This window comes from Actinoallomurus sp. CA-150999 (assembly GCF_050942425.1).
Classification (GTDB): domain Bacteria; phylum Actinomycetota; class Actinomycetes; order Streptosporangiales; family Streptosporangiaceae; genus Actinoallomurus.
Genome location: NZ_CP192063.1, coordinates 8,286,405 through 8,310,150 on the forward strand (window position 1 = coordinate 8,286,405; position 23,746 = coordinate 8,310,150).

Consider the following 23,746-nt stretch of genomic DNA (forward strand, 5'->3'; position numbering starts at 1 on the left):
CCCGGGCGTTCTTCCGATCGTGACGGCCGCGCGACTCGGCGAAACGCCCTGTTCGATCAGAGTCAACGCCCGTTCAGCGCCAGGACGCCTTGGCGATGACGCCCGGGATGTCCGGGTCGGCGTCGACGTCGACGATGAGGACCTGCCGATCGGCGACATACCACTCGCGCTCGGTGTATCCGTTGACCGTCTCTTGGGGATTCGCCTGGTCGACGCAGTCGACGACGTACTCGCTGTACGTCGCCGGGCGCCCGCCGATCTGACGCGACTCGGTGAAGCGCGGCTTCTGCGGCGTGACGATGAAGGCGCTCGGCAGGCCCGGGCACGGCTCGGCGCCGGACGACGGATAGTACATCCGGCGTCCCGCCTGGTAAGCGCCGAAGCCTTCCGACGCGCGGCTGATCTGCTTCGGGCCCATGACCCAGAACCCGGTGCACGTCGTCTCGAAGAAGCCCTCCTTCGGCTTCGCGCACGGCCGGGTCAGCACGTGCCGTCCGGTGCCGGTGTCGGCGACGGTCCAGCCGGTGCGCAGCGGCAGGCCGAGCGTGTCGAACCAGGTGAGGTTCGCCGCGGGCGTCGGTGAGGGCGAGGTCCGGGCACGGCCGGGACGGAACCTCCCCGGGAGAAGGGTCGCGGCGGCGACCGCCAGAGCGGCCACGCAGACCACGGCGGAACCGGCGGCGAGCAGCGTCCGACGCCGACGCGGTGGCGTCGCCCCCGCGACGGCCGACCACCCGCCCTCCTCCCGCCCGGACCGGTCGGTCGGGGCGGGGCCTGGTGCCGTGACAGACATCGTGGCGTCGAGGGCCGCCTCCTCCGTGCGGCGGCGCGGATCCCAGGGGAGGGCCTCGCCCGCCGCGCGCTCCCCGCCGGGCGAACGCCGGTCCTGCTGGCCGGGCGACCGCCGGCCCTCGTCGCTGGGCGACCGCGGGCCTTCCTCGCTCAGCGACAGCAGGTGCTCCTCGCCCGGCGACCGCGAGCCCTCGTCGCCGGGCGACCGCGGGACCTCCTCGCCGAGCAGCCAGGACAGTGCCTGCCGCGCCGACGGCCGCCGGGCGGGGTCCTTGTCCAGGCAGGCCGCCGCGATCTCCCGCAACGGCCCGTCGAGGTCGCCGAGGTCCGGCGGCACGTGCTGGATCCGGCTGACCACCGCGCCGAGATGGTCCTCGCCGAACGGTGCCCGGCCCGTCGCGGCGTACACGATCGTCCCGCCCCAGGCGAACATGTCCGTCGCCCGTCCCGGCGGCTCGTTCCGCAGCTGTTCGGGCGCCATGAAGGCGGGTGTGCCGGTGACGTGGCCGCTGATGGTGGCGTCGACGACGTGTGCCACGCCGAAGTCGATCACCCGCGGACCGTCGGGGCCCAGCAGGACGTTGGCGGGCTTGAAATCACGGTGGACGACGTCCGCCTGATGGATGGCGACGAGAGCGGTCGCCGTGCCGATCGCGAGGCGGTGCAGTGCCGAGCCGCGCAGCGGCCCGTCCTCGCGGACGACCTGGCGCAGCGACGGCCCGTCGATGAACTCGCTGACGATGTACGGCAGGTCGCCCTCGACGTCGGCGTCGAGGATCCGCGCCGTACAGAACGGGTCGACCTTCCGCGCGGCGGCCAGTTCCTTGACGAAGTAACGCCGCTCGCGCGCGTCGCCGCCGAACCGCAGGAGCTTGACCGCCACCCGCTCGCCCGACGGCGACTCGCCGAGGAAGACCACTCCCTGACCGCCGGCGCCCAGGCGGCCGATCAGTCGGTAACCGCCGACGGCGGCGGGATCCTGGGAGTTCAACGGCTGCGCGGATGGCATGCCGGGATTCTGCCGCAGAAGATCGTCCGGGACCCACAGGTCCCGGACGATCAACGAGGCGAGGCGGTCAGACCTGCGGGAGGACCTCGTTCGCGATGAGCTCGAGGTGATCCAGGTCGTCGAGATCAAGCACCTGGAGGTACATCCGCTCGGCACCGATCTCCTGGAACTTCCCGATCTTGTCGACCAGCTCGGCGGGCGTGCCCGCCAGGCCGTTCTCCCGCAGTTCGTCGACCTTGCGGCCGATCGCGTCGGCCCGCCGCGCGAGCTCCGCCTCGTCCCGGCCGCAGCACACGACCTGCGCGGCCGAGAAGGTCATCGACTGGCAGGACCGGCCGCCGTGCTCACACGCCGCGCGCACGCGCTCGTACGCCGAGCGGGTGTCCTCCAGCCGGTGGAACGGCACGTTGTACTCGTCGGCGTAGCGCGCGGCCAGCCGCGGCGTGCGCTTGGCGCCGGCCCCGCCGATGATCACCGGCGGGTGGGGCTGCTGCGCCGGCTTCGGCAGCGCGGGAGACTCGGCCAGCCGGTAGTGATTCCCCTCGAACGAGAAGGTCTTGCCGGTCGGGGTCTCCCACAGCCCCGTCACGATCCGCAGCTGCTCCTCCAGCCGGTCGAACCGCTCGGCCAGGCTGGGGAACGGGATGCCGTACGCGGTGTGCTCCTCCTCGAACCACCCCGTGCCCAGGCCCAGCTCGACGCGTCCTCCGCTCATCTGGTCGACGTTCGCGACGGAGATGGCCAGCGGACCGGGCAGCCGGAAGGTCGCGGCGGTCACGAGCGTGCCGAGACGGATCCGCCGGGTCTCCCGGGCCAGCCCGGCCAGGGTGATCCAGGCGTCCGACGGGCCCGGCAGACCGCCGACGTCCCCCATCTTCACGTAGTGGTCCGAGCGGAAGAACGCATCGAAGCCGTACTCCTCCGTGGCCTTGGCGACGCGAAGCAGGGTGTCGTAGCTCGCCCCCTGCTGGGGCTCTGTGAAGATCCGCAGAAGCATGTCTTCCATCCTGCTACTCCGCCGCCGCCCCCGCACTACCGGATCTGACCTTCTTCGCTCCGCCGGCGACCGATCCGGAGAAGGAGCAGCCCCGCGCCGGCCAGCCCGAGACCGCCCAGCGCGACCGTCCCGTAGGGGAAGCCGGTGTGGGGCAGGCGGTGGCCGCCCACAGGCCGGCTGCCCACAGGCCGGCCGCTCACGGGTCGCGCGGGGATCGGCCGGGCGTTGCGCGTGTGGCACGCCACGCTGTTGTTCCGTGGGTTCTCGTCGGGCGTTCCGGAGCCCACCGTGCTGACGCAGCGGAACCTGCCGGGGTGGGCGTGCGGCCGGCCGCGGACGGCCAGCCGGAGCGTGCGGGTCTTCCCCGGCGGAATCGAACCGAGCGGGCAGATGAAGCCGGCGCCCTGGGTGACGCAGTGGTTCCGGTCCTTGCCGATGACGATGGGCGTGTCGCCGCCCGGGGCCTCCGCGTTGCCTTCAGACCGGGTCGGTGAGTCGACCTTGGTCCCGGGGCCGACCGGCGACTCCGGACCGCTGCGGTGGATCCCGCTCTCGGCCCCGACCGCGTCGGCCTTGCCGGGCGCGACCGCGACCCGTGCCGGCGACGAACCGCACGGCGTGCCCTGGACGGCGGCGCCACACGCCGGCGGGGCGGTCTCGTGCTGCGCCGCGCAGGCGCCACAGGACTGCCCTGCCGCCGGAGGCCGCGCACCTGCGCACGCACCACAGGCCTGCCCCGCCGGGGGCCGCACGCCCCCGCACGCACCACAGGCCTGCCCCGCCGCCGGAGCCTGTGCGCCCGCGCACGCGCCGCAGGCATGCCCGGCCGCGGAGTTCGGCGCCGCGCAGGGAGGTGCGGCCTGCGTCGCGCACGGCGAGTCCGCGTGTGTCTCCTCCGCGGTCCGCAGCGGCTTGTCCTGCGTGATCCCGCACGCCGGAACGGCGGGCTTCAGCGGCGCGATCTTCCCCGCGAGGGTCTGCACGGGACCGAGCGGGGAACCGCAGGGCGAGCCGAGCAGGTCGCCCGCCACGGAGCTCCGGACCACGACGGCCTCGGCGGTCACGGGGCCTTCATTGGTCACCGAGATCTCGTACGGCACCTCGCTCCCGGGCCGTACGACCTCCGGAAGAGCACTGTCGGTGACCGCCAGGTCGGTGGGCCGCGACGCCTTCACGGGCGGAAACGCCGCCTCTCGCGCCGTGGACCCGGGACGCCCCTGCCACGAGATCTTGGCCGGGCTGGTCAGCGGCCGCCCGTTCGGCGCGTTCGGGTCGACCGTCGCGGTCAGCGTGCCGCGCTTCGTCCCCCCGCCGGGGACGACTCCGATGTCGCAGATCAGGTCCTTGCCGCCTCGCCAGTGGCACTTCTCCGGCGTGGCGACCACCTTGAGGTGGCGGTTCGGCCTCGTGGTGAACGTGACGTTCTTGGCCGGCGCGGATCCGGTGTTGGTGACGGAGTACGGCCAGCTGTAGGTCCGGCCGGGCACGACGGGTCCCTGCGGCGCCTGCGTGTCGAAGATGATCCGCGTACGCGGCGGGAGGCGCCGCCCGTTGCGGTCGCGCTCCACGCCCGCCGGCCGGTGTTGCTGTTCCCGGCCCGAGGCGCCGTGATCCCGTTCCGGCGCCGACTGGTGGTCGGCCTCGTTCCCCGCGCCGGTCCGGCCGTCGTTCTCTTTTCCGCCGGTGCGCACGTCGTGCTCCCGCGCGCCTGGCCGGACGTCCTCCCGCCCGCCCTGCCGGGCGTCGTGCTCCCGCCCGCCCTGCCGGGCGTCGTGCTCCCGGCCCGCCGGCCGATGGTCGTGCGTACGCGACGCCGAGCCCCCCGGCCCATCTGCGTTCGCGGTTTCGTGAGACGCGAGCTGCGGCATGACCGTAAAGCACGAAACGACCGCCGCCGCCGCGATGCCCCGGGTTCCGGCACGCGTGGCGCGGCCAGAGAAGTCGATCATCGTTGTCCCCCGTGACGTGCTCGGATGGTTTGACAACGACCCGTTGTAACCGACCCCCGGGAGGGCTCCTAGCAGCGTGTCGGCGTGTCGTCACAAAGCGTGATGGTAAAAACCTGGGCGATCACGCAGAGATCCTGAACGGCCGGGACACACGGAGATAGTTTCCGATCAGCCCCCCACGTGAAGGAGCCGACCGTGCTTGAGAAGAAGGTGACCGCGGCCGCGATCGCCGGCGCCCTCGTGACGATCGTCGTCTGGATCCTGCACCTCTCCCACGTCGACGTCCCCCCGGAGGTCGTCGCGGCGGCGACCACGCTCCTGTCCGCCGTCGCCGGCTATTTCGCCCCGCACACTCACCGGCCGGAGCTGGCGCCCCCGGCGACGACGGCACAGAACCCGCCCGCGTCCCCCTGAGGAGCCGCGACGGCGCCGCGTAACGGCTCACAGCCCCATGCGGTCCTCGCAGGCCGGGCAGGCGGCCTCGAGGTAGCGCACGGGGACCTGGTCCTCGTCCCACTCGACCGACGCGAGGACCCCGCATCCGAAGCACACGGGGCACAGTCCGACGCCGGTGAGGGCCTGCCGGACGGCGACCAGCAGGCGGCTGGGCGGCAGGCTGCGGATGACCTCGTCGACCTCGTCGCGGGTGCAGCGGATGCGGATGTGCCCGGTCCCGTCGCACTGCGGGCAGTCGCCTTTCCGGAGCAGGGCGGGGTCCTTCTGCAGGGTGACCAGCTCGCCGCTGCCGAGGCACATCTGACAGGGCATCACGATGCCCTGGAACGCCCCGTCGCCGACGGTCTCGTCGTTCACCGGATCCCCCCTTCGGCACCACCCGGTCCCTGGCCACCACCGGCCCGAGACGGGCGGTGACCGGCCAGGTCTCCCTCTGCCAGCTTCCTCCAACCGGGGCGCTCGCACTGGCCTTTCTCCGACCTCGCCGCACTTCCGAACAGCCATAACTCGGCAATAATCGGCGAAGTTGGTCGCGGAATTTCATGATCCTCGGCGGTCGACGCGCCGACGGGTCATCGGTCGAGGAGGGCGTACACGGTGCTCGCGCGGGCGGCGACGGCTCCGTCCGCGGTCATCTCGATGTCCGCGAAGGCCATCGTGCGACCGATCTTGGTGAGCCGCGCCGCGACGAGCACGTCCGTGTCCACCACCGGGCGCTGGAAGGTGCTGGACTGCTGCACCGTGGTCATGGGCACGCACGCCCCGCGCGCCGCCGACACCGCGATCACGGTCGCCGTGTCGGCCGCGGCCATCAGCGCCTGGCCCGACAGCGAACCGCCCTCCCGCGCCAGCCGCGACGACCAGGGCAGGCGCAGCACCGCGTACCGGTCGCCGATCTCCTCGACGACCAGGCCGAGGTCCTGCACCCACGGGGCGAAATTGTCCTTGAGGATCGCGTTGCCGTCAGCGGCGCTCAACGTCATGGCGCCATCATCTCCCGGCGGACGTTCAGCACCTCATCCTCCGCACGCTCACGCAAGGCGCGCGCGATGGCCCGGTCGAGACGACCCCGCAGGTCATCGAGATTCGGCGGCCATCCGGTCGCGGCGGCCACCTGGAGAAGCAGCGCGTCACGGTCGTCAGAGCACATGATCGCTCTGTCGTGGAGCGCCCACCACGAGCCGTCTTCACCCTGGGCGATCAAGCATTTGTGGACGACGACACCGTCGTCAAGCCGGATGCGCTCCATGGTCCGCATTGTCACACCTCCCATCGCCCGGTTGGCGTTACAGGAGCTACCGGACGGTGAGTTCTGAGTGTCCGGCTGCGGCCACACCACGCGGTCCGGCGACGTCTGGTGCCGTTCCTTCCATCCGTCGCCGTGGCAGCTCGCCGCCGGCCGGATCAGCCTCTGACCAGCGTCGCGACGCACTCCACGTGGTGGGTCATCGGGAAGGCGTCGAAAGCGCGGAGTCCGGACAGTGTCCAGCCGTGTTCGGAGAAGAAGGCCAGGTCACGGGCCAGCGTGGCGGGGTCGCACGAGACGTAGGCGATCCGGCGGCCGGCGAGCTCGGCGACACGCTTGACGACGTCGCGGCCGGCGCCCGTACGCGGCGGGTCCAGGACGACGAGGTCGGCGCGGTTCAGAGTGGATTCTCCCTTGCCGAACCGGATCTCCTGCAGGACGGTCTCGACGTCGCCCCGCTCCACGGAGACATGCGGGAGGTCGCGGAGGTTGAACCGGGCGTCGCGCACGGCCTGGGCGTCCGACTCGATCCCGACCACGAGGCCGCTCGGGCCGATGGCCTCTCCGAGCACGCCCGCGAACAGGCCCGCGCCGCAGTACAGGTCGACGGCGATGTCGGTCTTCCGGGGCTCCAGAGCGTCGACGACCGCCTCGGCGAGGGTCTCGGCGGCGCCGGGATGGACCTGCCAGAATCCGCTGCCGCTGACCTGCCACAGCCGTCCGGCGACGTCCTCCCGGACGAAGGGCGGCCGCTCCGGCTTGTTCGGCCGGTTCGACCGGTCCTTGCGGTCGTGCCGGTCCGGCCTGCCGCCGACGAGGCGTACCGGGGCGTCCATGCGGGGAACGCGGACCCGGCCCTTGGAGGACAGGACCGCGAGGCGGTCGCCGGTGCCGGCGGACGCGACGGCCTCGACTCCGGTCGCGCCGGGCCAGCGCTTGCGTTCGATGCCGAGCACCTCGACCTGCGGGTGCGCGATCAGGCACTCGTCGATCGGCTCGACCTGGTGCGAGCGGTGCTTGCGCAGGCCGACGACGCCGTCCCTGCGGACCGCGAACTGCACGCGCGTGCGCCAGCCGAGCCCGTCGGGGGCGCCGGGCACCTCCTCGACGACGACGTCGCGCTCGACGCCGGCCAGCCGGCGGAGCTGCTCCTTGACGACCTCGGCCTTGAGGAGGCGCTGCGCGGGCAGGGAGGCGTGCTGCCAGTCGCAGCCCCCGCAGCGGCCGGGGCCGGCGAACGGGCAGGGCGCCTGCACCCGGTCGGGAGACGCCTCGAGGATCTCCACGGCGTCGGCGCGCAGGAAGTGCTTGGTCTCCTGGGTCACGCGGGCCAGGACGCGCTCGCCCGGCAGGGTGTGCCGGACGAACACGACGCGCCCTTCGTGCCGGGCCACGCACCAGCCGCCGTTGGCGACCGCTCCGATCTGGAGTTCGATCAGCTCAGACGATTCCACCGGCGGCACGGGTCCCCTCCGATTCGACTTCTTGCTCTGGGCCGTACGGTCGGCGCACGGAACCGGGGGCCGGCGGCTCCTGCCGGCCCTTGAGACGGTCGGACGAGGCGAGCTGCCAGGGCACGCTCGTCACCATCACGCCGGGCTGGAACAGCAGGCGCGTCTTGAGCCGCAGCGCGCTCTGGTTGTGCAGCAGATGCTCCCACCAGCGGCCGACGACGTACTCCGGCAGGAAGACGGTCACGACGTCGCGCGGGCTGCGCCGGCGGACGCTCTTGACGTACTCCAGGATGGGCCGGGTGATCTCGCGGTAGGGCGAGTCGAGGATCTTCAGCGGCACGGTGAGCTCGCGCGCGAGCCACTCCTCCTGGAGCTTCTGCGACTCCTCGGGGTCGACCGCGACGGTGATCGCCTCGAGGGTCGAGGGGCGGGTGGCCCGCGCGTACGCCAGCGCCCGCATCGTCGGGCGGTGGATCTTGGACACGAGGACGATGGCGTGGTTGCGGGAGGGCAGGGCGACGTCCTCGCCGGTGGCCTCGAGCTCGGCGGCAACCCGGTCGTAGTGCCGCCGGATGCCCCGCATCATGACGAACAGGACGCCCATCGCGACACAGGCGATCCACGCGCCGAGCAGGAACTTGGTGACGAGCACGACGACGAGGACGATGCCGGTGACGCACCCGCCGAAGGTGTTGATGGCCCGGGAGGTCTTCATCCGGCGGCGCGCGGCGGGGTCGGTCTCGGTCCGCAGCAGGCGGTTCCAGTGGCGCACCATGCCGGTCTGGCTGACCGTGAAGGACACGAACACGCCGACGATGTAGAGCTGGATCAGCGACGTCACCGAGGCGTCGTACGCGTAGATCAGCAGGCCCGCCATCGCGCCGAGGATGATGATGCCGTTGCTGAAGGCGAGCCGGTCGCCGCGGGTGTGCAGCTGGCGGGGCAGGTAGCGGTTCTGCGCGAGCACCGAGCCGAGCACCGGGAAGCCGTTGAAGGCGGTGTTGGCCGCGAGGACCAGGATGAGGGCGGTCATCACCGTGACGTAGGCGAACCCGGGCGTGAAGTTGCTGAACACCGTGTGGGCGACCTGCGCGATCACCGGGTCCTGGTCGGAGACGTCCTTGCCCGCGGCGTTGACCAGGTGAGTGTTCACGCCGGGATCGGCGAACTTGGCCTTGGTGATGTAGGCGAGCGCGACGATGCCGCCGAACATGGAGGCGGCGACGGTGCCGAGCAGCAGCAGCGTGGTCGCGGCGTTCTTGCCCTTGGGCGGCCGGAACGCGGGCACGCCGTTGCTGATCGCCTCGACGCCGGTCAGCGCGGCACAGCCGGAGGAGAACGCGCGCAGCAGCAGGAAGACGAGTGCGAAGCCGCCGATGCCGACCTGGGGCCCCTTGACCGTCAGATGGGCGGTCTCGGCCTCCAGGTGCGCGCCGAACGCCAGCCGTGTGAAGCCCCAGAGCAGCATGCCGAAGACGCCGGCCATGAACAGGTACGTCGGGATCGCGAAGGCGACGCCGGACTCCCGGATGCCCCGCAGGTTCATGATCGTCAAGATGGCGACGACCGTGACGGCCGCGAGGACCTGGTGCGGCTGGATGAAGTGGAGCAGCGCACCGAGGTTCTCGATCCCGGAGGAGACGGAGACCGCGACGGTCAGCACGTAGTCGACCAGCAGCGCGCTGGCCACCACGATGCCGGAGTTGCTGCCGAGGTTGGTGGTGGCGACCTCGAAGTCGCCGCCGCCGCTGGTGTAGGCCCGGACGTTCTGCCGGTAGGAGGCCACGACGGTGACCAGGATGACGATGACCGCCCCCGCCACCCACGGCGTGAAGTGGTACGTCGCCAGCCCCGCGAGGCCGAGGGCGATCAGGATCTCCTGGGGCGCGTAGGCCACGGACGACAGCGCGTCACTGGCGAACACCGGGAGGGCGATCGTCTTAGGAAGTGTCTGCTCGTGTTGCTGGGCGCTGCGGAGCGCCCGGCCGAGCAGGAGCCTCTTGACGAGGTCGGGAGCCTTCGACACGACACGTAAGGCTAGTCGCTCCCGGAACCGTGAGATCCACCTCGCCCGGGGGATGAATGCAAGTGCCGCCCTTAAGACGGGTCAGGAAGTGCTCTGGACACCCTGGCCTGTGTAGGTTTCATCAGGTCAAGGGGAGCCAAGCGGACGGCACCGGCGCTGGGAAGGACGACCGTGCATATCGTGATCATGGGTTGCGGGCGAGTGGGATCGACCCTCGCCCACATCCTGGAGGACAAAGGCCACACCGTGGCCATCATCGATCAGAGCCCCGAGGCCTTCCGCCGCCTGCGCGGGGGCTTCAAGGGGCGCCGGATCACCGGGTTCGGGTTCGACCGCGACGTGCTCGTCGAGGCCGGGATCGAGCAGGCCTCCGCTTTCGTCGCCGTCAGCAGCGGTGACAACTCCAACATCATCTCGGCCCGGGTCGCCCGCGAGACCTTCGGCGTGGAGAACGTCGTCGCGCGCATCTACGACCCGCGGCGGGCAGAGGTCTACCAGCGGCTCGGCATCCCGACCGTGGCGACCGTCCGCTGGACCGCCGACCAGATGATCCGGCGGCTGCTGCCCGAGGGCGTGTCGTCGCTGTGGCGCGACCCGACCGGCGAGGTCGTGCTCGCCGAGGTGCAGACGGATCCCAAGTGGATCGGCGCGAAGGTCTCGGCGCTGGAGGAGGCCGCGAAGACCCGCGTGGCGTACCTGTCCCGCATGGGCGAGGCGCTGGTGCCCACCGGTGACACCGTCATCCAGGACGGCGACGTCGTCCACGTGATGGCGGCCTCCGGCGACATCGAACGTATCAACGACGCCGTGTCCCAGCGGCCCGAGCAGAGGGTGGATTAATGCGGGTCGCCATCGCCGGAGCGGGCGCCGTGGGCCGCTCCATCGCCCAGGAGCTCCTGGAGAACGGCCACGAGGTCCTGCTCATCGACAAGAACCCCCGGTCGATCAAGGTCGAGGCGGTGCCGCGCGCCGAGTGGCTGCTCGCGGACGCCTGCGAGATCGCCTCGCTCGACGACGCCGGGCTGGAGCGCTGTCACGTCGTCGTCGCGGCGAGCGGCGACGACAAGGTCAACCTCGTCGTGTCGCTGCTGGCCAAGACCGAGTACGGCGTGCCCCGCGTCGTCGCGCGGATCAACCACCCCAAGAACGAATGGCTCTTCAACGAGTCCTGGGGCGTCGACGTCGCGGTCTCCACGCCGCGCCTGCTGTCCGCGCTGGTCGAGGAGGCGGTCAGCGTCGGTGACCTGGTCCGGCTGATGACCTTCCGGCAGGGCGAGGCGAACCTCGTCGAGCTGACCCTGCCCGACGACGCGCCGCTGGCCGGTCAGCTGGTCGGCTCGGTGATCTGGCCGCGCGACACGGCGCTGGTGGCGATCCTGCGGGAGGGCCGGGTGCTGGTGCCGACCCCGGACGACACCCTGGAGGCCGGGGACGAGCTGATGTTCGTCGCCAGCCAGGACGTCGAGGACGAGCTCGGCGATCTGCTGTCGGCGCACTGACCTCGCCGTCGCCGCACCGACGCGCGCGCCGCCGGACACTCTCCTGCGGCGCACCGTCGGCGCGTACGCCGCCGGACGCTCTCTAAGAGCGTCGGCTGGACGCTCTCCTGCGGCGCACGCACCATCGGCGCCTACGCTGCCGGACGCTCCCTGAGGGCGTCGGCTGGACGCTCTCCTGCGGCGCACGCACCATCGGCGCGTACGCCGCCGGGCGCCCCCTGAGGGGGCACCGCGGGCATGTACGCCGCAAACGCTCCTTGGAAGGCACCGCAGGCTTTTACGCCGCCGGACGCTCCCTGAGGGCGTCGGCCGGGCGGACGGGGCCGCGTCAGGACTTCGGCGCGCCCGTGGCCGGCTCCATGGGGGTACGGCCCCGGGCGAGCACCCAGACCATGGCGGCCAGCGCCGCGACCTGCAGCGGCCAGCCCAGCACGACCTTGGACGCCCCGAGCCAGCCCACGTGCCCCGCGAGGTAGAGGGGGTACTGCACGGCGACCCGCACCAGGCAGGGGATCAGCAGCAGCCAGGTGAGGCGGGAGCAGAGCCGGACGGTGTCGCGGTCGCGGTGCCAGGCGGTCGGATCGCCCGTGACGGACCCGATGAGGAACCCGACGACGGGCCAGCGCACGACGATGGACAGGAGCATCGCCGCGGCGTAGCCGGCGTTGTAGAGGATGCCGGGCAGGAAGGCGTCCGCGGCCTTGCCCGAGCGGAGGGCGAAGAACGCCGCGATCGCGATGCCGAAGATGCTGTTGAGCACGAACTGGACGGTCGAGCGCTGCGCGAGCCGTACGGCCAGCAGCACGACGGCCAGGCCGGCCCCGATGCCCAGGGACAGCTGAAGCTTGTGGCTGACGATCCAGGAGACGGTGAAGCCGATCGTCGGGATCGCCGCCTCGACCACCCCGCGCGGGCCACCGAGCGCCTTGGTCAGCTGCTTGCGCACCGCCTCCTCGACGGTGTCGTACGCAGCGTGCTCGGCCTCGGCCGGGCTCGCGGTCTCAGCGGCGTCGTCGTCGCCCCGCAGGGCCGCGGGGTCGGCGGCGTCGTCCTCGCGCCGCTGGGCCGCGGCATCGGCGTCCTCGACCGGCCGGGCCGCGGCGTCGCCGTCCGTGGCCTGCGGACGGCTCCGCTCGGTCATGACCCTCCCCGCAGTTCGTACCGTGGGTTGAACATCACCTTCCGGCCGTCCTGGACGCTCACCAGGCCCTCGGCGCGCACGAGGCGGCCGGGCTCGATCCCGGCGATGCGCCGCCTGCCGAGCCAGACCAGGCTGATCACGTCGGATCCGTCGTAGAGCTCGGCCTCCAGGGACGGGGCCCCGCCGCGCGGTCGGAGTGTCACGGTACGTAGCGTACCCGCCACGCAGGCGCGTCGCCGCGCGGCGCACTCCTTGATCGGGGTGGCGCCCTCCTCGCCGGTGGTCTTCTGCAGTTCCTCGGCCTCGAGCTCCGCCTTGCTCGACGTCAGGCGGCGCAGAAAGCCGCGCAGACCTCGAGGGCCCTGAGGGCTCTCCTGCGCCGTACCGGCCGGCACTTCGTCCATGATTCGCAAGCGTATGCCATCGCCCTACGGAACAGACCACCGCGCAAGGGTTAAATCACGCTGCACCGGGGCGAACCCTCTTGCGGGCCGCGAATTCGGTCTCATCGGGATGCCGAGCGAGGGCCGCCTCGGCCGATCCGAGCTGCCACGGCACGCTGGTGACCATCACGTCCGGCCGGAACAGCAGACGCGCCTTGAGCCGGAAGGCGCTCTGGTTGTGCAGGAGGTGCTCCCACCAGCGGCCCACGACGTACTCCGGGATGAAGACGCAGACGACGTCACGCGGGCTCTTGAGGCGGATCCTGGTCACGTAGTCCAGCACCGGTCCGGTGATGTCACGGTACGGCGAGTCGAGGATGGTCAGCGGCACGGGGATGTCGTGCTCGGCCCAGGAGCGCTCGAGCCGGTCGGCCTCCTCCTGGCTCGTCGCCACGCTCAGCGCGGTCAGCGTGTTCGGCCGGGTCGCGCGGGCGAAGGCCAGCGCCCGCAGCGTGGGGGTGTGCACCCTGGAGACGAGCACGACGGCGTGGATGCGGCTGGGCAGCGGCACGTCCTTGTCGCCCGGTTCGAGCTCGGCGGCGACCCGCCGGTAGTGCCGGTGGATCCCCTTCATCATCAGGAACACCAGGGGCATCGTCACCACGACGATCCAGGCGCCGTGCATGAACTTGGTCAGCAGCACGATCACCAGCACCAGTCCGGTGAGGAGCGCCCCCACGAGGTTGATCGCCCGAGCCCGGTGGACGGAACGCCGGGCCGCCGGATCGGCGAGCCGGCGCAGTTCGTCGCCCCAGTGCTTGACCATGCCGGACTGGCTGAGGGTGAAGGAGACGAAGACGCCGATGATGTAGAGCTGGATGAGGCGGGTGGTGCTGGCGTCGAACGCCCAGATCAGCGCGCCCGCCAGCAGGGACAGGATCACGATGCCGTTGCTGAAGACGAGCCGGTCGCCGCGCCGGGCGAACTGCCGGGGCAGGTACCCGTCGCCGCCGAGGATCGAGGCGAGGATCGGGAAGCCGTTGAACGCGGTGTTGGCCGCCAGCACGAGGATCGCGGCGGTGAACGCCTGCACCAGGAAGAAGAAGACCGACCCGTGCCCGAACACCGCCGCGCTGAGCTGGGCGATGACCGTCTTCTGCTCGTAGCCCGACGGCGCGCCGACCAGTTGCGCCGGATTGTCGGCGATGTGCACGTGAGTCGCGAGCGCGAGGACCGTGATGCCACCGAACATGGTCACGGCGAGCAGGCCCATGATCGTCAGCGTGGCGGCGGCGTTCCGGCTCTTCGGCGGCTTGAAGTTCGGCACGCCGTTGCTCACGGCCTCGACGCCGGTCAGCGCCGTACATCCCTGGGCGAAGGCGCGCAGGGCGAGCAGGACGGCCGCCGCCCCCACCGTGTTGTGCGTCGCGTGCACCCCCAGGGCGGCCGACTCGGCGGTCGGCGCGCTCCCGAACAGGATGCGGACGAGGCCGACGATCAACATGAGGAAGACGCACACCACGAAGCCGTACGTGGGGATCGCGAACGCGGTGCCCGACTCCTTGACCCCCCGCAGGTTCATCAGCGCGAGCACGACGATCAACACCAGAGAGATGCCGACGGCATGCGGGCCGAGCGACGGGAAGGCGGAGACAATGTTGGCGACGCCCGCCGCGACGGAGACGGCGACGGTCATGACGTAGTCGATCAGCAGGGCGCTCGCCGCGACCAGAGAGGCGCTCTCCCCGAGATTGGCCCGGCTGACGGCGTACGCGCCGCCGCCGTTGGGGTAGGCGTGGCAGGTCTGCCGGTAGGACGCGGTGACCACCAGGAGCAGGAAGACGACTCCCGCGCCCACCCACCAGGACAGGTAGAACATCGCCAGGCCGCCGAGGCTGAGCGCGAGGAGGATCTCCTCGGTCGCGTACGCGACGGAGGAGAGAGGGTCGCTGCAGAAGACGGGGAGGGCCAGCTTCTTAGGCAGCAGCGTCTCCCCCATCTGCCCGGTCCGGAGCGGCCGGCCGACGAGGAAGCGCTTGGGCATCTGCAAGACGGCTTGCTTCACGATTGCCAGCAAACCGGCCGGGGTCAGGTCGAACGGAGTTTCCTAACGCTGCCCTAACGCGCCCACTCTCCTTCTTAACGCTTCCTTAACGCCCTGCCACCGCTGGAAGAGCGACGCGACCGGCTACTGCCGCACCGGCCCGGCGGACGGGGATCCCGGCTTGCGCCCGCGCGCCGCGGAGTGCCGCCTCCTCACGTGCCATATGACACATTGTGATGATCGTTGTCGGTGTATACCTGTATCAAGGGCAGATACCTGCCCTGAACGGCGCCCGACTCGCACGGGGGATGAAGCGTGACGGTGAACCTCGGCCCAGGTGTCACGCGATCCGATCAAGAGTGGCCGGCCGATCTCGACGTCACCACGCTGCGCGCCGGAGGATGGCGGCCCACCCCGTTCCGGGAGTTCTTCCTCAAGATCCACAGCCGCTGCGACCTGGCCTGCGACTACTGCTACATGTACGAGATGGCCGACCAGAGCTGGCGGTCCCGCCCTCGGCGGATGTCACACGCGGTCCTCGACCAGACGGCCCTGCGCATCGCCGAGCACGTCCACGCCCACGGCCTGGACCGGATCAAGGTCGTCCTCCATGGCGGTGAGCCGCTCCTCGCCGGCGCCGAGCGGCTGGCGTACGCCGTGCGGGCCATCCGTACGGCGGTCGGCGCGGGCACCTGCGTCGACGTGCGCGTCCAGACCAACGCCGTCCGGCTGAACACCGCGTTCCTCCGGCTCTTCGACGAGCTGGACGTCACCGTGGCGGTGAGCCTGGACGGGGACGAGACGGCGCACGACCGGCACCGCCGCCGGGCCGACGGGCGCGGAAGCCACACCGCCGTCACGGCCGGGCTCGCCCTGCTCACCGGCGAGGAGTTCCGCCACCTGTTCGCTGGGCTGCTGAGCACCGTCGACCTGCGCAACCCTCCCGTGCGCACGTACGAGGCGCTCCTGGCCTGGGACCCTCCGCAGATCGACTTCCTGCTGCCGCACGGCAACTGGAGCACGCCGCCGCCCGGCCGGACGCCCGGCTCGCCCGACGCCCCGTACGCGGATTGGCTCGCCGCCGTGTTCGACCGGTGGTACGACGCCCCTCGCCAAGAGACGCGCGTGCGGACCTTCGGGGAGATCCTGCAGTTGCTGCTCGGCGGAACGAGCACGACCGAGAACGTCGGCCTGTCCCCGGTCGCCACGGTCGTCATCGAGACCGACGGCGCGATGGAGCAGGTCTCGGCCCTCAAGTCGGCCTTTCCCGGCGCTCCGGCCACCGGCCTGCACGTGGAACGCGATCCGTTCGACTCAGCGCTCCTGGTGCCGGCCGTCGCGGCCCGGCAGATCGGGCTCGAGGCGCTGGCACCCACCTGCCGGTCCTGCCGGCTGCGGCGCGTCTGCGGAGGCGGCCTCTACGTCCATCGGTACCGCGCCGGGACGGGGTTCGCCAACCCGTCCGTCTACTGCCCGGACCTGTTCCGGCTCATCGAGCACATCCGAGACCGCGTCCGGGTCGACCTGACCGCTCGCACCCCCCAGCGGTACTGAGCCGATGCGGTTCACGCGCCACCGGCTCGCCAGGGACGAACTGGACGCTCTCGCACGCGGATCGGGCGGTGCCTCCGTGACGCGCCGGCTGGCCGACACCCAGCAGAGCGCGCGCCTGCTCCTGCTGTGGGGCCTCATGGACACCGCCCGCCGGGTGGGCCACGTCGAGGCCGAGCAGACGCGAAAGGCGTACCTCCTGCTCGCCGATCTCCAGCGGCGCCATCCGGAGGAGGCCGAGCCGGTGCTGAGCCACCCGGCCGTCGGTGCCTGGGCGCTCGACGCGTTGCGCGCGCTCCGCGGCACCGCCGGCGGTGCGGACCACCCGCCCGTCACCCCAGCCGGACTCGCCGCGATCGCCGCCGCGGTCATGATCAAGGCGGGCGTTCGCGGCGCCGTCCGGGTGCCGGCCGCGGACGGCGCGGTGATGCTGCCGTCTCTGGGCCGCGCCGACGTTTCCGGCTCCGAGGTCCTGGTGCGGTCGTCCGGTGCCGGCGCCGAGTTGGTCTCGCCCGGCGCCCGGGTGAGGGTGCCGGCCGATCCGCACACGGACGCGCCGGGCTGGCACGGCCTGCGGCCCCTGACCGTATCCGCGCGCGGCATCGACTTCCGCGCGCTGATCGACGATCTCGATCCCTGGCGCCTGCCGGGCGCCGTGATCGGCGACCGGCTCGACCGGGAGGACACCGCCGAGTGGGGGTCGCTGTTCGAGCGGGCCTGGGAACTCCTGACGCGTCATCACTGGACCACCGCGGCGGAGGTCCAGACGATCGTCAGGGCCGTCGTGCCCCTCGCCACGCCGCCGTACGGCCGACGCAGCGCGTCGTCCCGGGAGACCTTCGGCGCTGTCGGGACCTCCCGTCCCGTCGACGCTCTCGGCCTGGCGGTGACCTTCGCCCACGAGGTTCAGCACGCCAAGCTCGCGGCCGTGCTGGACACCGTCGCCCTGGTACGCCCGGACGCCGAACGGCGTTACTACGCGCCGTGGCGAGAGGATCCGCGGCCCGTCGAGGGCCTGCTGCACGGCGCGTACGCCCATCTGGGGGTCAGCGGCTTCTGGCGGCGCCAGCGCCACCATGAGCAGGGCGAGACGGCCGTCCGGGCGCACACGGAGTTCGCGCGCTGGCGGACCGCGGCGCTACGGGTGGCCAGGACCCTCCTCGACAGCGGAGAGCTCACCGAGGAGGGGATGACGTTCGTGAGCGCGATGCGGGGCACGCTGGAGGACTGGGAGTCCGAGCACGTGCCCGCCCCGGCGCTTCTGCGGGCGCGCCGGGACGCGGAGCGGCATCAAACGCGCTGGCGCCTGCGCAACTGCGCCCCCCTCTGAGACCGCCTGCACAACTGCGCCCTCTCTGAGACCGCCTGCGCAACCGCGCCCCCTCTGAGACCGCCTGCACAACCGCGCCCACCCCTGAGACCGCACTGTGTCGTAAGCCCGCTGTCCGGCTGCGCGGCGCCCGGCCGGGAAGTCGCGGCTCAGACGATCGACGGTATGTCGAAGTCGAAGTCGAGCCGGCGTCCTTCGGCGGCGACCTGCGTGTCCGGGTGCTCGGGGCCGAGCGTCCGGTTGTAGCTGAGGATCGTGGCGGCCGCGAGCGCCTCGGCCTCCTCGTCGGCGCCGACCGCGCGCAGATCGAGCACGAGGTTGGCGGCGCAGCCCAGGGTCGCGGGATGCTCGGTGCCGAGCACCGTCTTCAGCCGCGGGAGGGTGTCGGCATCGAGTTCACGCGCGCCCTCGACGTCTCCGAGGTCGTTGCGGTCGCTGGCGAGATTCATGGCGACCGTCAGCGGATAGTGGTGGTCCTTGCCCAGTCGGGCGTGCAGGCCGGAAAGGGCCTTCTCGTTCAGCTCACGCGCCCGCTCGAAGTCCCCGCGGACGCGGTGCAGCAGCGCGATATTACCGAGGCAGCTGAAGTAGTACGGGTGTTCGTCGCCGTAGAGCTGCGGGTATCGGGCCACGGTCTTCTCGACCAGTTCGAAGGCCTCCTCGATCCGCCCGACCGTCCGCAGGCTGTTGGACAGGGAGATCGCCGTCGCGAGGGTGTCGGGGCTGTCGGTGCCCATCAGCCGGCTGCACTTGGTGAAGACGTCCTGCGCGAGCTCGAGGGCCTCCTCGTAGGCCCCGGTCCGCCGCATCGCGACCGACAGATTCCTCCCTGCGCCCAACGTCCAGCTGTTCTCCGCGCCGAGCTCCTGGCGCCCGAAGTCGTAGGCGTCCTCATTGAGGAAGCGGGCCTCGGTGTAGTCGCCGCACAGCCGGACCGCACGCGCGAGGTTGGTCCAGGACGACAGGACGTGCGACTTGCGGACGCCGGTGGTCGCCTCGCTCTGCGCGTTGAACGTCGTCTCGTGCAGGTCGCGGGCCGTCCGGTAGTCGCTCATCAGCGCGTAGTCGAGCGCCAGGTTGTTCACCGTGGCGAGGGTACGGCCGTCGCGCTCGCCGTACACGGACTGATACAGGTCCCGCGAGGTCTGGTCATGGCGCAGCGCCTCGGCGAATTCACCGCGCGCCCGGAGGTCGGCGCCGAACGCGTTGATGAGCATGAGGGTGGTCTCATCCTCGGGACCCAGCACGCGACGCGCGCGCTCGAGGGTGTCCTTGACCATCTCGTAGGCCGCGCGGTACTCGCCCAGCTCTCGCAGGACCGTGCTGAGCCGGCGCCTGGCCACCAGGATCTCGGGCACGTCGGGATTGGCATCGGCTTGCCAGGCCTCGAGGAACTCCTCGACGAAGACTCTGGCGGTCGTCAGGTCGCCGCAGACGGTGAGGTAGCGCACGATGTCGGTGGCGAACTTGCGCACCCGCGGATCGGTCGATTCCGCGATGTGCGCCGGCCGCACGTGCGGGACCAACTCGGCGTAGCGCGGCCAGGTGGCCTCATCATCGGGGTTGACCGGTGCGGCGCCCGCCAGCAGCCGCTGGACCTCCTCGCGGAACTCCTGCTGCTCGGCAACGGGCAGAGACTCGCGGAGGAGCGCCTGGATCAGCCGGTGCACCTGGACGGTCCGGCTTTCGGAGTCGATCCTGACGAGGGCGTACCGGCCGAGCATCCGGACCACCTGGGAGCGGCGAATGGCGTTGCCCAGCACCGGGCTCAGCTTCGACTCGGCGGTGAGGGTGTTGCGCCGGAAGACGTCCAGCGGGATGGGCTCCGGCCCGAAGAAGGCGCACGCCCTCAGGAGCTGCATCGCCTCGGGGAGCTGCTGTTCGAGCTTGCTCACCGCGAGCTGCCAGGCCGCCGTCATCGAGGCGGGGTACTCCGACGCACGGATCTGGTTGAGCAGCTCGGTGGGCTGCTTGCCGAGCAGCTCGAGGTATTCGTCGGGGGCCATCCCGGTGACCGACTGGAGCGCGCCCGCCTGTTCCAGGGCGAGAGGGAGGTCGCCCAGGCTCTCGGCGAGCGCCTGGGCGTCGGACTCGGTCATCGAGCGGGGCGCCCGGCGGTGCAGGAACTCGATGCTCTCGCGCCGGGTGAACACGTCGATCGCGACGGTGTCCACGGCGCTCTCCCACTCCTGGTTACGGGAGGTGATGAGCACGTGTCCGGGCCCGTCCGCCGGAATGAGCCGCAGGATGCTCTCCGGGTCGCCGGCGTTGTCGAAGATCAGCAGCCAGCGGTCGTAGGGATCACCCCGCCGCAGGGCGTCCAGCACCGCCGCCGCGGAGTCCTCGATCCCCGCCGCCTGCGCCGACTCCAGGCCGAGCCGGGGCGCGAGACCGGCCAACGAGGAGGGGACCAGGTCGGGCTGGTCGGCGGAGATCCACCAGACCAGGTCGTATTCGGACCGGAAACGGTAGGCGTACTCGATGACCGTCTGGGTCTTGCCGACGCCGCCCATGCCGTGCAAGGCCTGCGGGATGACGGCGGTGACGCGATTCGACAGGCCATTGTGCAGGCCGTCGAGCAGCACCTTGCGACCCGTGAAGTTCTTGTTGCGTGGCGGGATCCTGCCCCACACCTGGGGCACGCGTCTCGTCGAACGCTCCCTGCCCACCGTCTCGGATTCCACGGGCCGCCTCCGCCGCCGCTATGCACTTCGAATACCGGGCTTCATCTAAACACTCATTACCCAGGTCGCACAGCGGCCAATGCCCGGAGTCGAGAGATGGATGTCCAGTTGGGTAATAAATGCCCGGAACGCGGGTTACATGCCTGGCGCGCGGTTCATCACTAACGCGCCTTATTGGACACCCTAAAAACCCGAATGGTCATGGCCGTGTCGCATTCGAACGGATCGACAGCCCCACGTTCGGGGGTGTATGAGTTAACAGACAGGAAGAGACATGACCGCGGGCGGCGCGATTGCGATCGCCCTGGCGGGGAATGCCTCGGAGTGCGACTGCGACGGACGGGCCAGGGAGCGCCGCATGGGCGACGACAGGACGACGCCGAGTGACGATCCGGCTCCAGACGAGGGCCTGATCGACCTGACCGGGTTCGACCTCGGCGATCTCGACGCCGCCGACGGGTCCTGCCTGGCCGAGGCGCTTCGGCACTTGGTCGACGCGCAGTCGCGGGGCACCGAGGCCGTCGCGGGATTCCAGGACGGCTGAGGCATGTCCGCCGTGAGCGCTCTACGGCTGCGCGACGGCCATGCACCGTCGCCGGGCGACGTGTAGGTGTCACGTGACCGTCGGTGACGGCAGGTGATCATTATGGGACCTTCGTCCGTGATCGGCCGGGCCTCATGACGATCGAGACGATGACGCTCCGGGCGAGCGGACTCCCCTATGTGGGGCCGCACCCGTTCACCACGGCCGACGCCCCCGGGTTCTTCGGCCGCGAAGAGGTGTCCCGTCGCCTGGCCGAGCTGTGGCGGGGCCATCGGGTCACCGTCCTGCACGGCCCGTCCGGGTCCGGCCGCACCTCTCTGATCGACGCCGGGGCACGGCCGCTTCTGCGCTCGGACGAGGTCGAGGTCCTCCCGGCCGGTCGCCTGTCCTACGGTTCGGTCTTCCCGGCGGCGGCGCTGCCCGAGCACAACCCGTACACCCTGGCGCTCCTGTCGTCCTGGTCGCCCGCTCAGCCGGTCAGCCGCCTCGCGGGATGGTCGGTCGCCGAGTTCCTGACCCGGCGGACCCACCGCACCGACGCCCTCGGCCGCCGGCTGCCCCTCCTGGCCTTCATCGATCAGGCCGAGGAGCTGGTCACCGGGCCGCAGGCGCGGGAGCGGGCCCGGCGCTCCTTCGCCGAGGAGTTGGCCGAGGCACTCGACGAACACCGCCAGCTGCGGCTGCTGCTGTCGATCCGCGACGGGTCCCTCCCCGACCTCGGGCCCTATGAGCGGATCCTCGGCGGCGACGTGGCACGGCTCCAGCTGGCTCCTCTGGACTCCGACGCGGCGCTGGACGCCGTCCGCGGGCCGCTCAGGGGGATGACGCGGTCGTTCGCGCCCGGAGCCGCCGAGTCGCTCGTCGACTACCTCCGTGCCGGCACTCCGGTCGTCGAGCCCACCTTCGCGCAGGTCGTCTGCGAGCGGCTGTGGCGATCGCTGCCCCCGCAGGGCGGCGCCATCACGGCCGAGGTGGTCCGGGCGCACACGGACGGCCATCCCGCGCTGACCGGCTACGTCGCGCGGGCCCTCGCCGACGTCGCCGAGCAGTACGAGGTGCCGGTCGGCAGACTCAGATCCTGGATGCAGCGAGCCTTCGCCGACACCGGCCGGGAGCCCTCCCCCGAGGTGCGGCGAATGCCGCCGCCCGTGCTGCGCGCGCTCGAGGACCTCCACCTGATCAAGTCGAAGCGCTCGGGCGGGGGGCTCACCTACGAACTCCAGCATCCGCGGCTGATCGGGCCCCTCGGCCGGATGATCGAGACCCGTCCCAGCACGGCCGGGCCGGCCGAGCGGCTGCGCGCCGCCGAGCGCGCCCTGGCGAGCGGCGAGTTCGCGCGGGCCGAGCGCCAGGCGGTCACCGCCGTACGCCTCGGGCCCGCGTCCGATCTGCGGCTGCGCGCGGAGGCCGAGTCCCTGCTCGGCAACGTCGCGCACGGGCGAGGCCTGCGCAGGGAGGCGGAGACGCACTACCAGACGGCGGCCTCCCTGTTCGAGGCCCGGCAGGACCGCGTGGCCGTCGGCCGGCTGCTCGCGGCCATCGGCCAGCTCCGGCTGGCGGACGGCCGTCGGACCGAGGCCCTGGAAGAGCTGCACGCCGCCGCCGAACGCCTCCCCACCGACCTCACCGTGCAGGCCGAGCTGTCCCGGGCGCTCTGGGAGCTCGGGCAGACGCGTGCGGCGATCACCGTCCTGGACGGCGTCCTGTCGGCCGAAGGCGACGCGCCGGAGATCCTGCGCACGCGAGGCGAGTTCCTGGCCGACCTCGGCGACGCCGAAGCGGCCCTACGCGATCTCGACCGCGTGCGGCGGCTCCGGCCGGTCACCCGGGCGGCCCGGGCGCTCGCGCTGGCCACGCTCGGGCGGTTCGACGAGGCGCAGCGGGAGCTCACGGTCGCGCTGGACGAGGCCCCCACCAGCGGCCCGGTGCTGCTGTACGCCGCGCGGGTCGCGAGGCTGCGCGGCGACGACGACACGGCGGCGGACCTCGCCCGGCGCGCGGAGGCCGCCCGCAACCCGGACCTGCCGCCGCGTCAGCGGCGGGACGCCCGCCGCATCCACGCCCACCGGCCGGACGACCCGCGCCCGCCCGGCTGACGGCCGCCGAGGTCGGCCTCGACCGCCTGATACATCTCCTCCAGCCTCGCGTCGAAGGCGCTGAAGTCGATCGGCGCCCTGATCTCGCCGATCAGGAACCTCGTCTCGGGCCCGGGGTCGTACTTCAACTCGGCGTTCCGGGCGGCGAAGGCCGCCAGGGCCGTGGCGGCGGCGGCGAGCGCACGGGCGGCGTCGGCCAGCTCGGGAGCGAGCACCGCCACGTGGGAGGCTCGCTGGCCCACCATGCGCGCGTGCTCGTCGACGGCGGCGAGCTTGACGTCCAGGTCACGCCATGATCGCTGGCCGGCCAGCTCGAGCTCGACACGCAGCTGCATCGCCGGGCCGAGCAGCTCGCCGTACGCGGTCTGCCGGGCCTCCAGAGCCAGCCTTCCGCGCTCGCGCTCGGCCTGGACGGACTCCCGCCGGACCGTGCCCCACAGCGTGACCGCGACACCGGCGATCGTTCCTCCGGCCGTGATCAGCGCTGCCAAGGAACCGTCGGGCATGACCGCAGTCTGACACCTCACCGGTCCGCCCGTGGCCCC

General features: G+C 71.7%; 20 protein-coding genes. 7 read left to right on the forward strand and 13 right to left on the reverse strand.

Going from position 1 to position 23,746, the window contains the following annotated elements; translation table 11 throughout:
- Window positions 1-73 precede the first annotated feature (73 nt).
- The 3 genes from ACQP2O_RS38265 to ACQP2O_RS38275 form a co-directional block, all read right to left on the reverse strand.
- A complete protein-coding gene (locus ACQP2O_RS38265) occupies window positions 74-1,801 on the reverse strand; it encodes a serine/threonine-protein kinase (RefSeq protein ID WP_433173888.1) in 1,728 nt (575 codons plus the stop codon).
- A gap of 67 nt (window positions 1,802-1,868) precedes the next feature.
- Entirely contained in the window at window positions 1,869-2,798 is a 930-nt protein-coding gene (locus ACQP2O_RS38270) for an LLM class F420-dependent oxidoreductase (RefSeq protein ID WP_433191285.1), read from the reverse strand.
- Window positions 2,799-2,833: 35 nt separating this feature from the next.
- Complete coding sequence (locus ACQP2O_RS38275; protein ID WP_433173890.1) at window positions 2,834-4,747, reverse strand: hypothetical protein; 1,914 nt, start codon at window positions 4,745-4,747, stop codon at window positions 2,834-2,836.
- A gap of 195 nt (window positions 4,748-4,942) precedes the next feature.
- On the opposite strand from ACQP2O_RS38275, the gene ACQP2O_RS38280 reads away from it, so the two are divergent.
- A complete protein-coding gene (locus tag ACQP2O_RS38280) occupies window positions 4,943-5,161 on the forward strand; it encodes a hypothetical protein (RefSeq protein WP_433173891.1) in 219 nt (72 codons plus the stop codon).
- A 27-nt stretch (window positions 5,162-5,188) separates the two neighbouring features.
- Here the strand turns inward: ACQP2O_RS38280 and ACQP2O_RS38285 are convergent, their stop codons facing one another.
- The 5 genes from ACQP2O_RS38285 to ACQP2O_RS38305 all read right to left on the reverse strand — a co-directional run bounded on the left by ACQP2O_RS38285 (window position 5,189) and on the right by ACQP2O_RS38305 (window position 9,929).
- A complete protein-coding gene (locus ACQP2O_RS38285) occupies window positions 5,189-5,560 on the reverse strand; it encodes a hypothetical protein (protein WP_433173893.1) in 372 nt (123 codons plus the stop codon).
- 215 nt (window positions 5,561-5,775) lie between these two features.
- The gene (locus ACQP2O_RS38290) at window positions 5,776-6,186 is read right to left on the reverse strand and encodes a PaaI family thioesterase (RefSeq protein ID WP_433173895.1); all 411 of its coding nucleotides are present in this window, start codon (window positions 6,184-6,186) and stop codon (window positions 5,776-5,778) included.
- Complete coding sequence (locus ACQP2O_RS38295) at window positions 6,183-6,461, reverse strand: hypothetical protein (RefSeq protein ID WP_433173898.1); 279 nt, start codon at window positions 6,459-6,461, stop codon at window positions 6,183-6,185. The genes ACQP2O_RS38290 and ACQP2O_RS38295 overlap by 4 nt, the downstream gene beginning before the upstream one ends.
- 146 nt (window positions 6,462-6,607) lie before the next feature.
- Window positions 6,608-7,903: a class I SAM-dependent RNA methyltransferase gene (locus tag ACQP2O_RS38300; protein ID WP_433173900.1), complete on the reverse strand. Its 1,296-nt coding sequence runs from the start codon at window positions 7,901-7,903 to the stop codon at window positions 6,608-6,610.
- On the reverse strand, window positions 7,890-9,929 hold the full coding sequence (locus tag ACQP2O_RS38305) for an APC family permease (protein ID WP_433173902.1): 2,040 nt from the start codon (window positions 9,927-9,929) through the stop codon (window positions 7,890-7,892). The genes ACQP2O_RS38300 and ACQP2O_RS38305 overlap by 14 nt, the downstream gene beginning before the upstream one ends.
- 171 nt (window positions 9,930-10,100) lie before the next feature.
- Between ACQP2O_RS38305 and ACQP2O_RS38310 the strand changes: the two genes are divergently transcribed.
- Together ACQP2O_RS38310 and ACQP2O_RS38315 are read left to right on the forward strand one after the other, a co-directional pair.
- Window positions 10,101-10,769 (forward strand): potassium channel family protein, encoded by a 669-nt coding sequence (locus ACQP2O_RS38310; protein WP_433173904.1) that lies wholly within the window; start codon window positions 10,101-10,103, stop codon window positions 10,767-10,769.
- The gene (locus ACQP2O_RS38315) at window positions 10,769-11,428 is read left to right on the forward strand and encodes a potassium channel family protein (RefSeq protein WP_433173906.1); all 660 of its coding nucleotides are present in this window, start codon (window positions 10,769-10,771) and stop codon (window positions 11,426-11,428) included. Before ACQP2O_RS38310 ends, ACQP2O_RS38315 begins: the two co-directional genes overlap by 1 nt.
- A gap of 328 nt (window positions 11,429-11,756) precedes the next feature.
- On the opposite strand, the gene ACQP2O_RS38320 is transcribed toward ACQP2O_RS38315, so the two are convergent.
- From ACQP2O_RS38320 to ACQP2O_RS38330, 3 genes are read right to left on the reverse strand one after another with little or no spacing between them, the layout of a single operon-like run.
- Complete coding sequence (locus ACQP2O_RS38320) at window positions 11,757-12,569, reverse strand: DUF3159 domain-containing protein (RefSeq protein WP_433173908.1); 813 nt, start codon at window positions 12,567-12,569, stop codon at window positions 11,757-11,759.
- Complete coding sequence (locus ACQP2O_RS38325; protein WP_360890577.1) at window positions 12,566-12,973, reverse strand: OB-fold nucleic acid binding domain-containing protein; 408 nt, start codon at window positions 12,971-12,973, stop codon at window positions 12,566-12,568. The genes ACQP2O_RS38320 and ACQP2O_RS38325 overlap by 4 nt, the downstream gene beginning before the upstream one ends.
- Before the next feature lie 55 nt (window positions 12,974-13,028).
- On the reverse strand, window positions 13,029-15,017 hold the full coding sequence (locus ACQP2O_RS38330; RefSeq protein ID WP_433173910.1) for an APC family permease: 1,989 nt from the start codon (window positions 15,015-15,017) through the stop codon (window positions 13,029-13,031).
- Window positions 15,018-15,311: 294 nt separating this feature from the next.
- Here ACQP2O_RS38330 and ACQP2O_RS38335 point away from each other — a divergent pair, with 294 nt between their 5' ends.
- Window positions 15,312-16,550 (forward strand): FxsB family cyclophane-forming radical SAM/SPASM peptide maturase, encoded by a 1,239-nt coding sequence (locus tag ACQP2O_RS38335; protein WP_433173912.1) that lies wholly within the window; start codon window positions 15,312-15,314, stop codon window positions 16,548-16,550.
- Window positions 16,551-16,554: 4 nt separating this feature from the next.
- Window positions 16,555-17,877 (forward strand): HEXXH motif domain-containing protein, encoded by a 1,323-nt coding sequence (locus tag ACQP2O_RS38340; protein ID WP_433173915.1) that lies wholly within the window; start codon window positions 16,555-16,557, stop codon window positions 17,875-17,877.
- A 149-nt stretch (window positions 17,878-18,026) separates the two neighbouring features.
- Here the strand turns inward: ACQP2O_RS38340 and fxsT are convergent, their stop codons facing one another.
- Complete coding sequence (gene fxsT, locus ACQP2O_RS38345; RefSeq protein ID WP_433173917.1) at window positions 18,027-20,561, reverse strand: FxSxx-COOH system tetratricopeptide repeat protein; 2,535 nt, start codon at window positions 20,559-20,561, stop codon at window positions 18,027-18,029.
- A 358-nt stretch (window positions 20,562-20,919) separates the two neighbouring features.
- On the opposite strand from fxsT, the gene fxsA reads away from it, so the two are divergent.
- Window positions 20,920-21,105 (forward strand): FxSxx-COOH cyclophane-containing RiPP peptide, encoded by a 186-nt coding sequence (gene fxsA / locus ACQP2O_RS38350; protein WP_433173919.1) that lies wholly within the window; start codon window positions 20,920-20,922, stop codon window positions 21,103-21,105.
- Between the two features lie 134 nt (window positions 21,106-21,239).
- Window positions 21,240-23,201, forward strand: a complete 1,962-nt coding sequence (locus ACQP2O_RS38355) for a tetratricopeptide repeat protein (protein WP_433173921.1) — start codon at window positions 21,240-21,242, stop codon at window positions 23,199-23,201.
- On the opposite strand, the gene ACQP2O_RS38360 is transcribed toward ACQP2O_RS38355, so the two are convergent.
- Window positions 23,138-23,707: a hypothetical protein gene (locus ACQP2O_RS38360; protein WP_433173923.1), complete on the reverse strand. Its 570-nt coding sequence runs from the start codon at window positions 23,705-23,707 to the stop codon at window positions 23,138-23,140. The two genes, ACQP2O_RS38355 and ACQP2O_RS38360, sit on opposite strands and share 64 nt — an antisense overlap.
- Window positions 23,708-23,746: the final 39 nt, after the last annotated feature.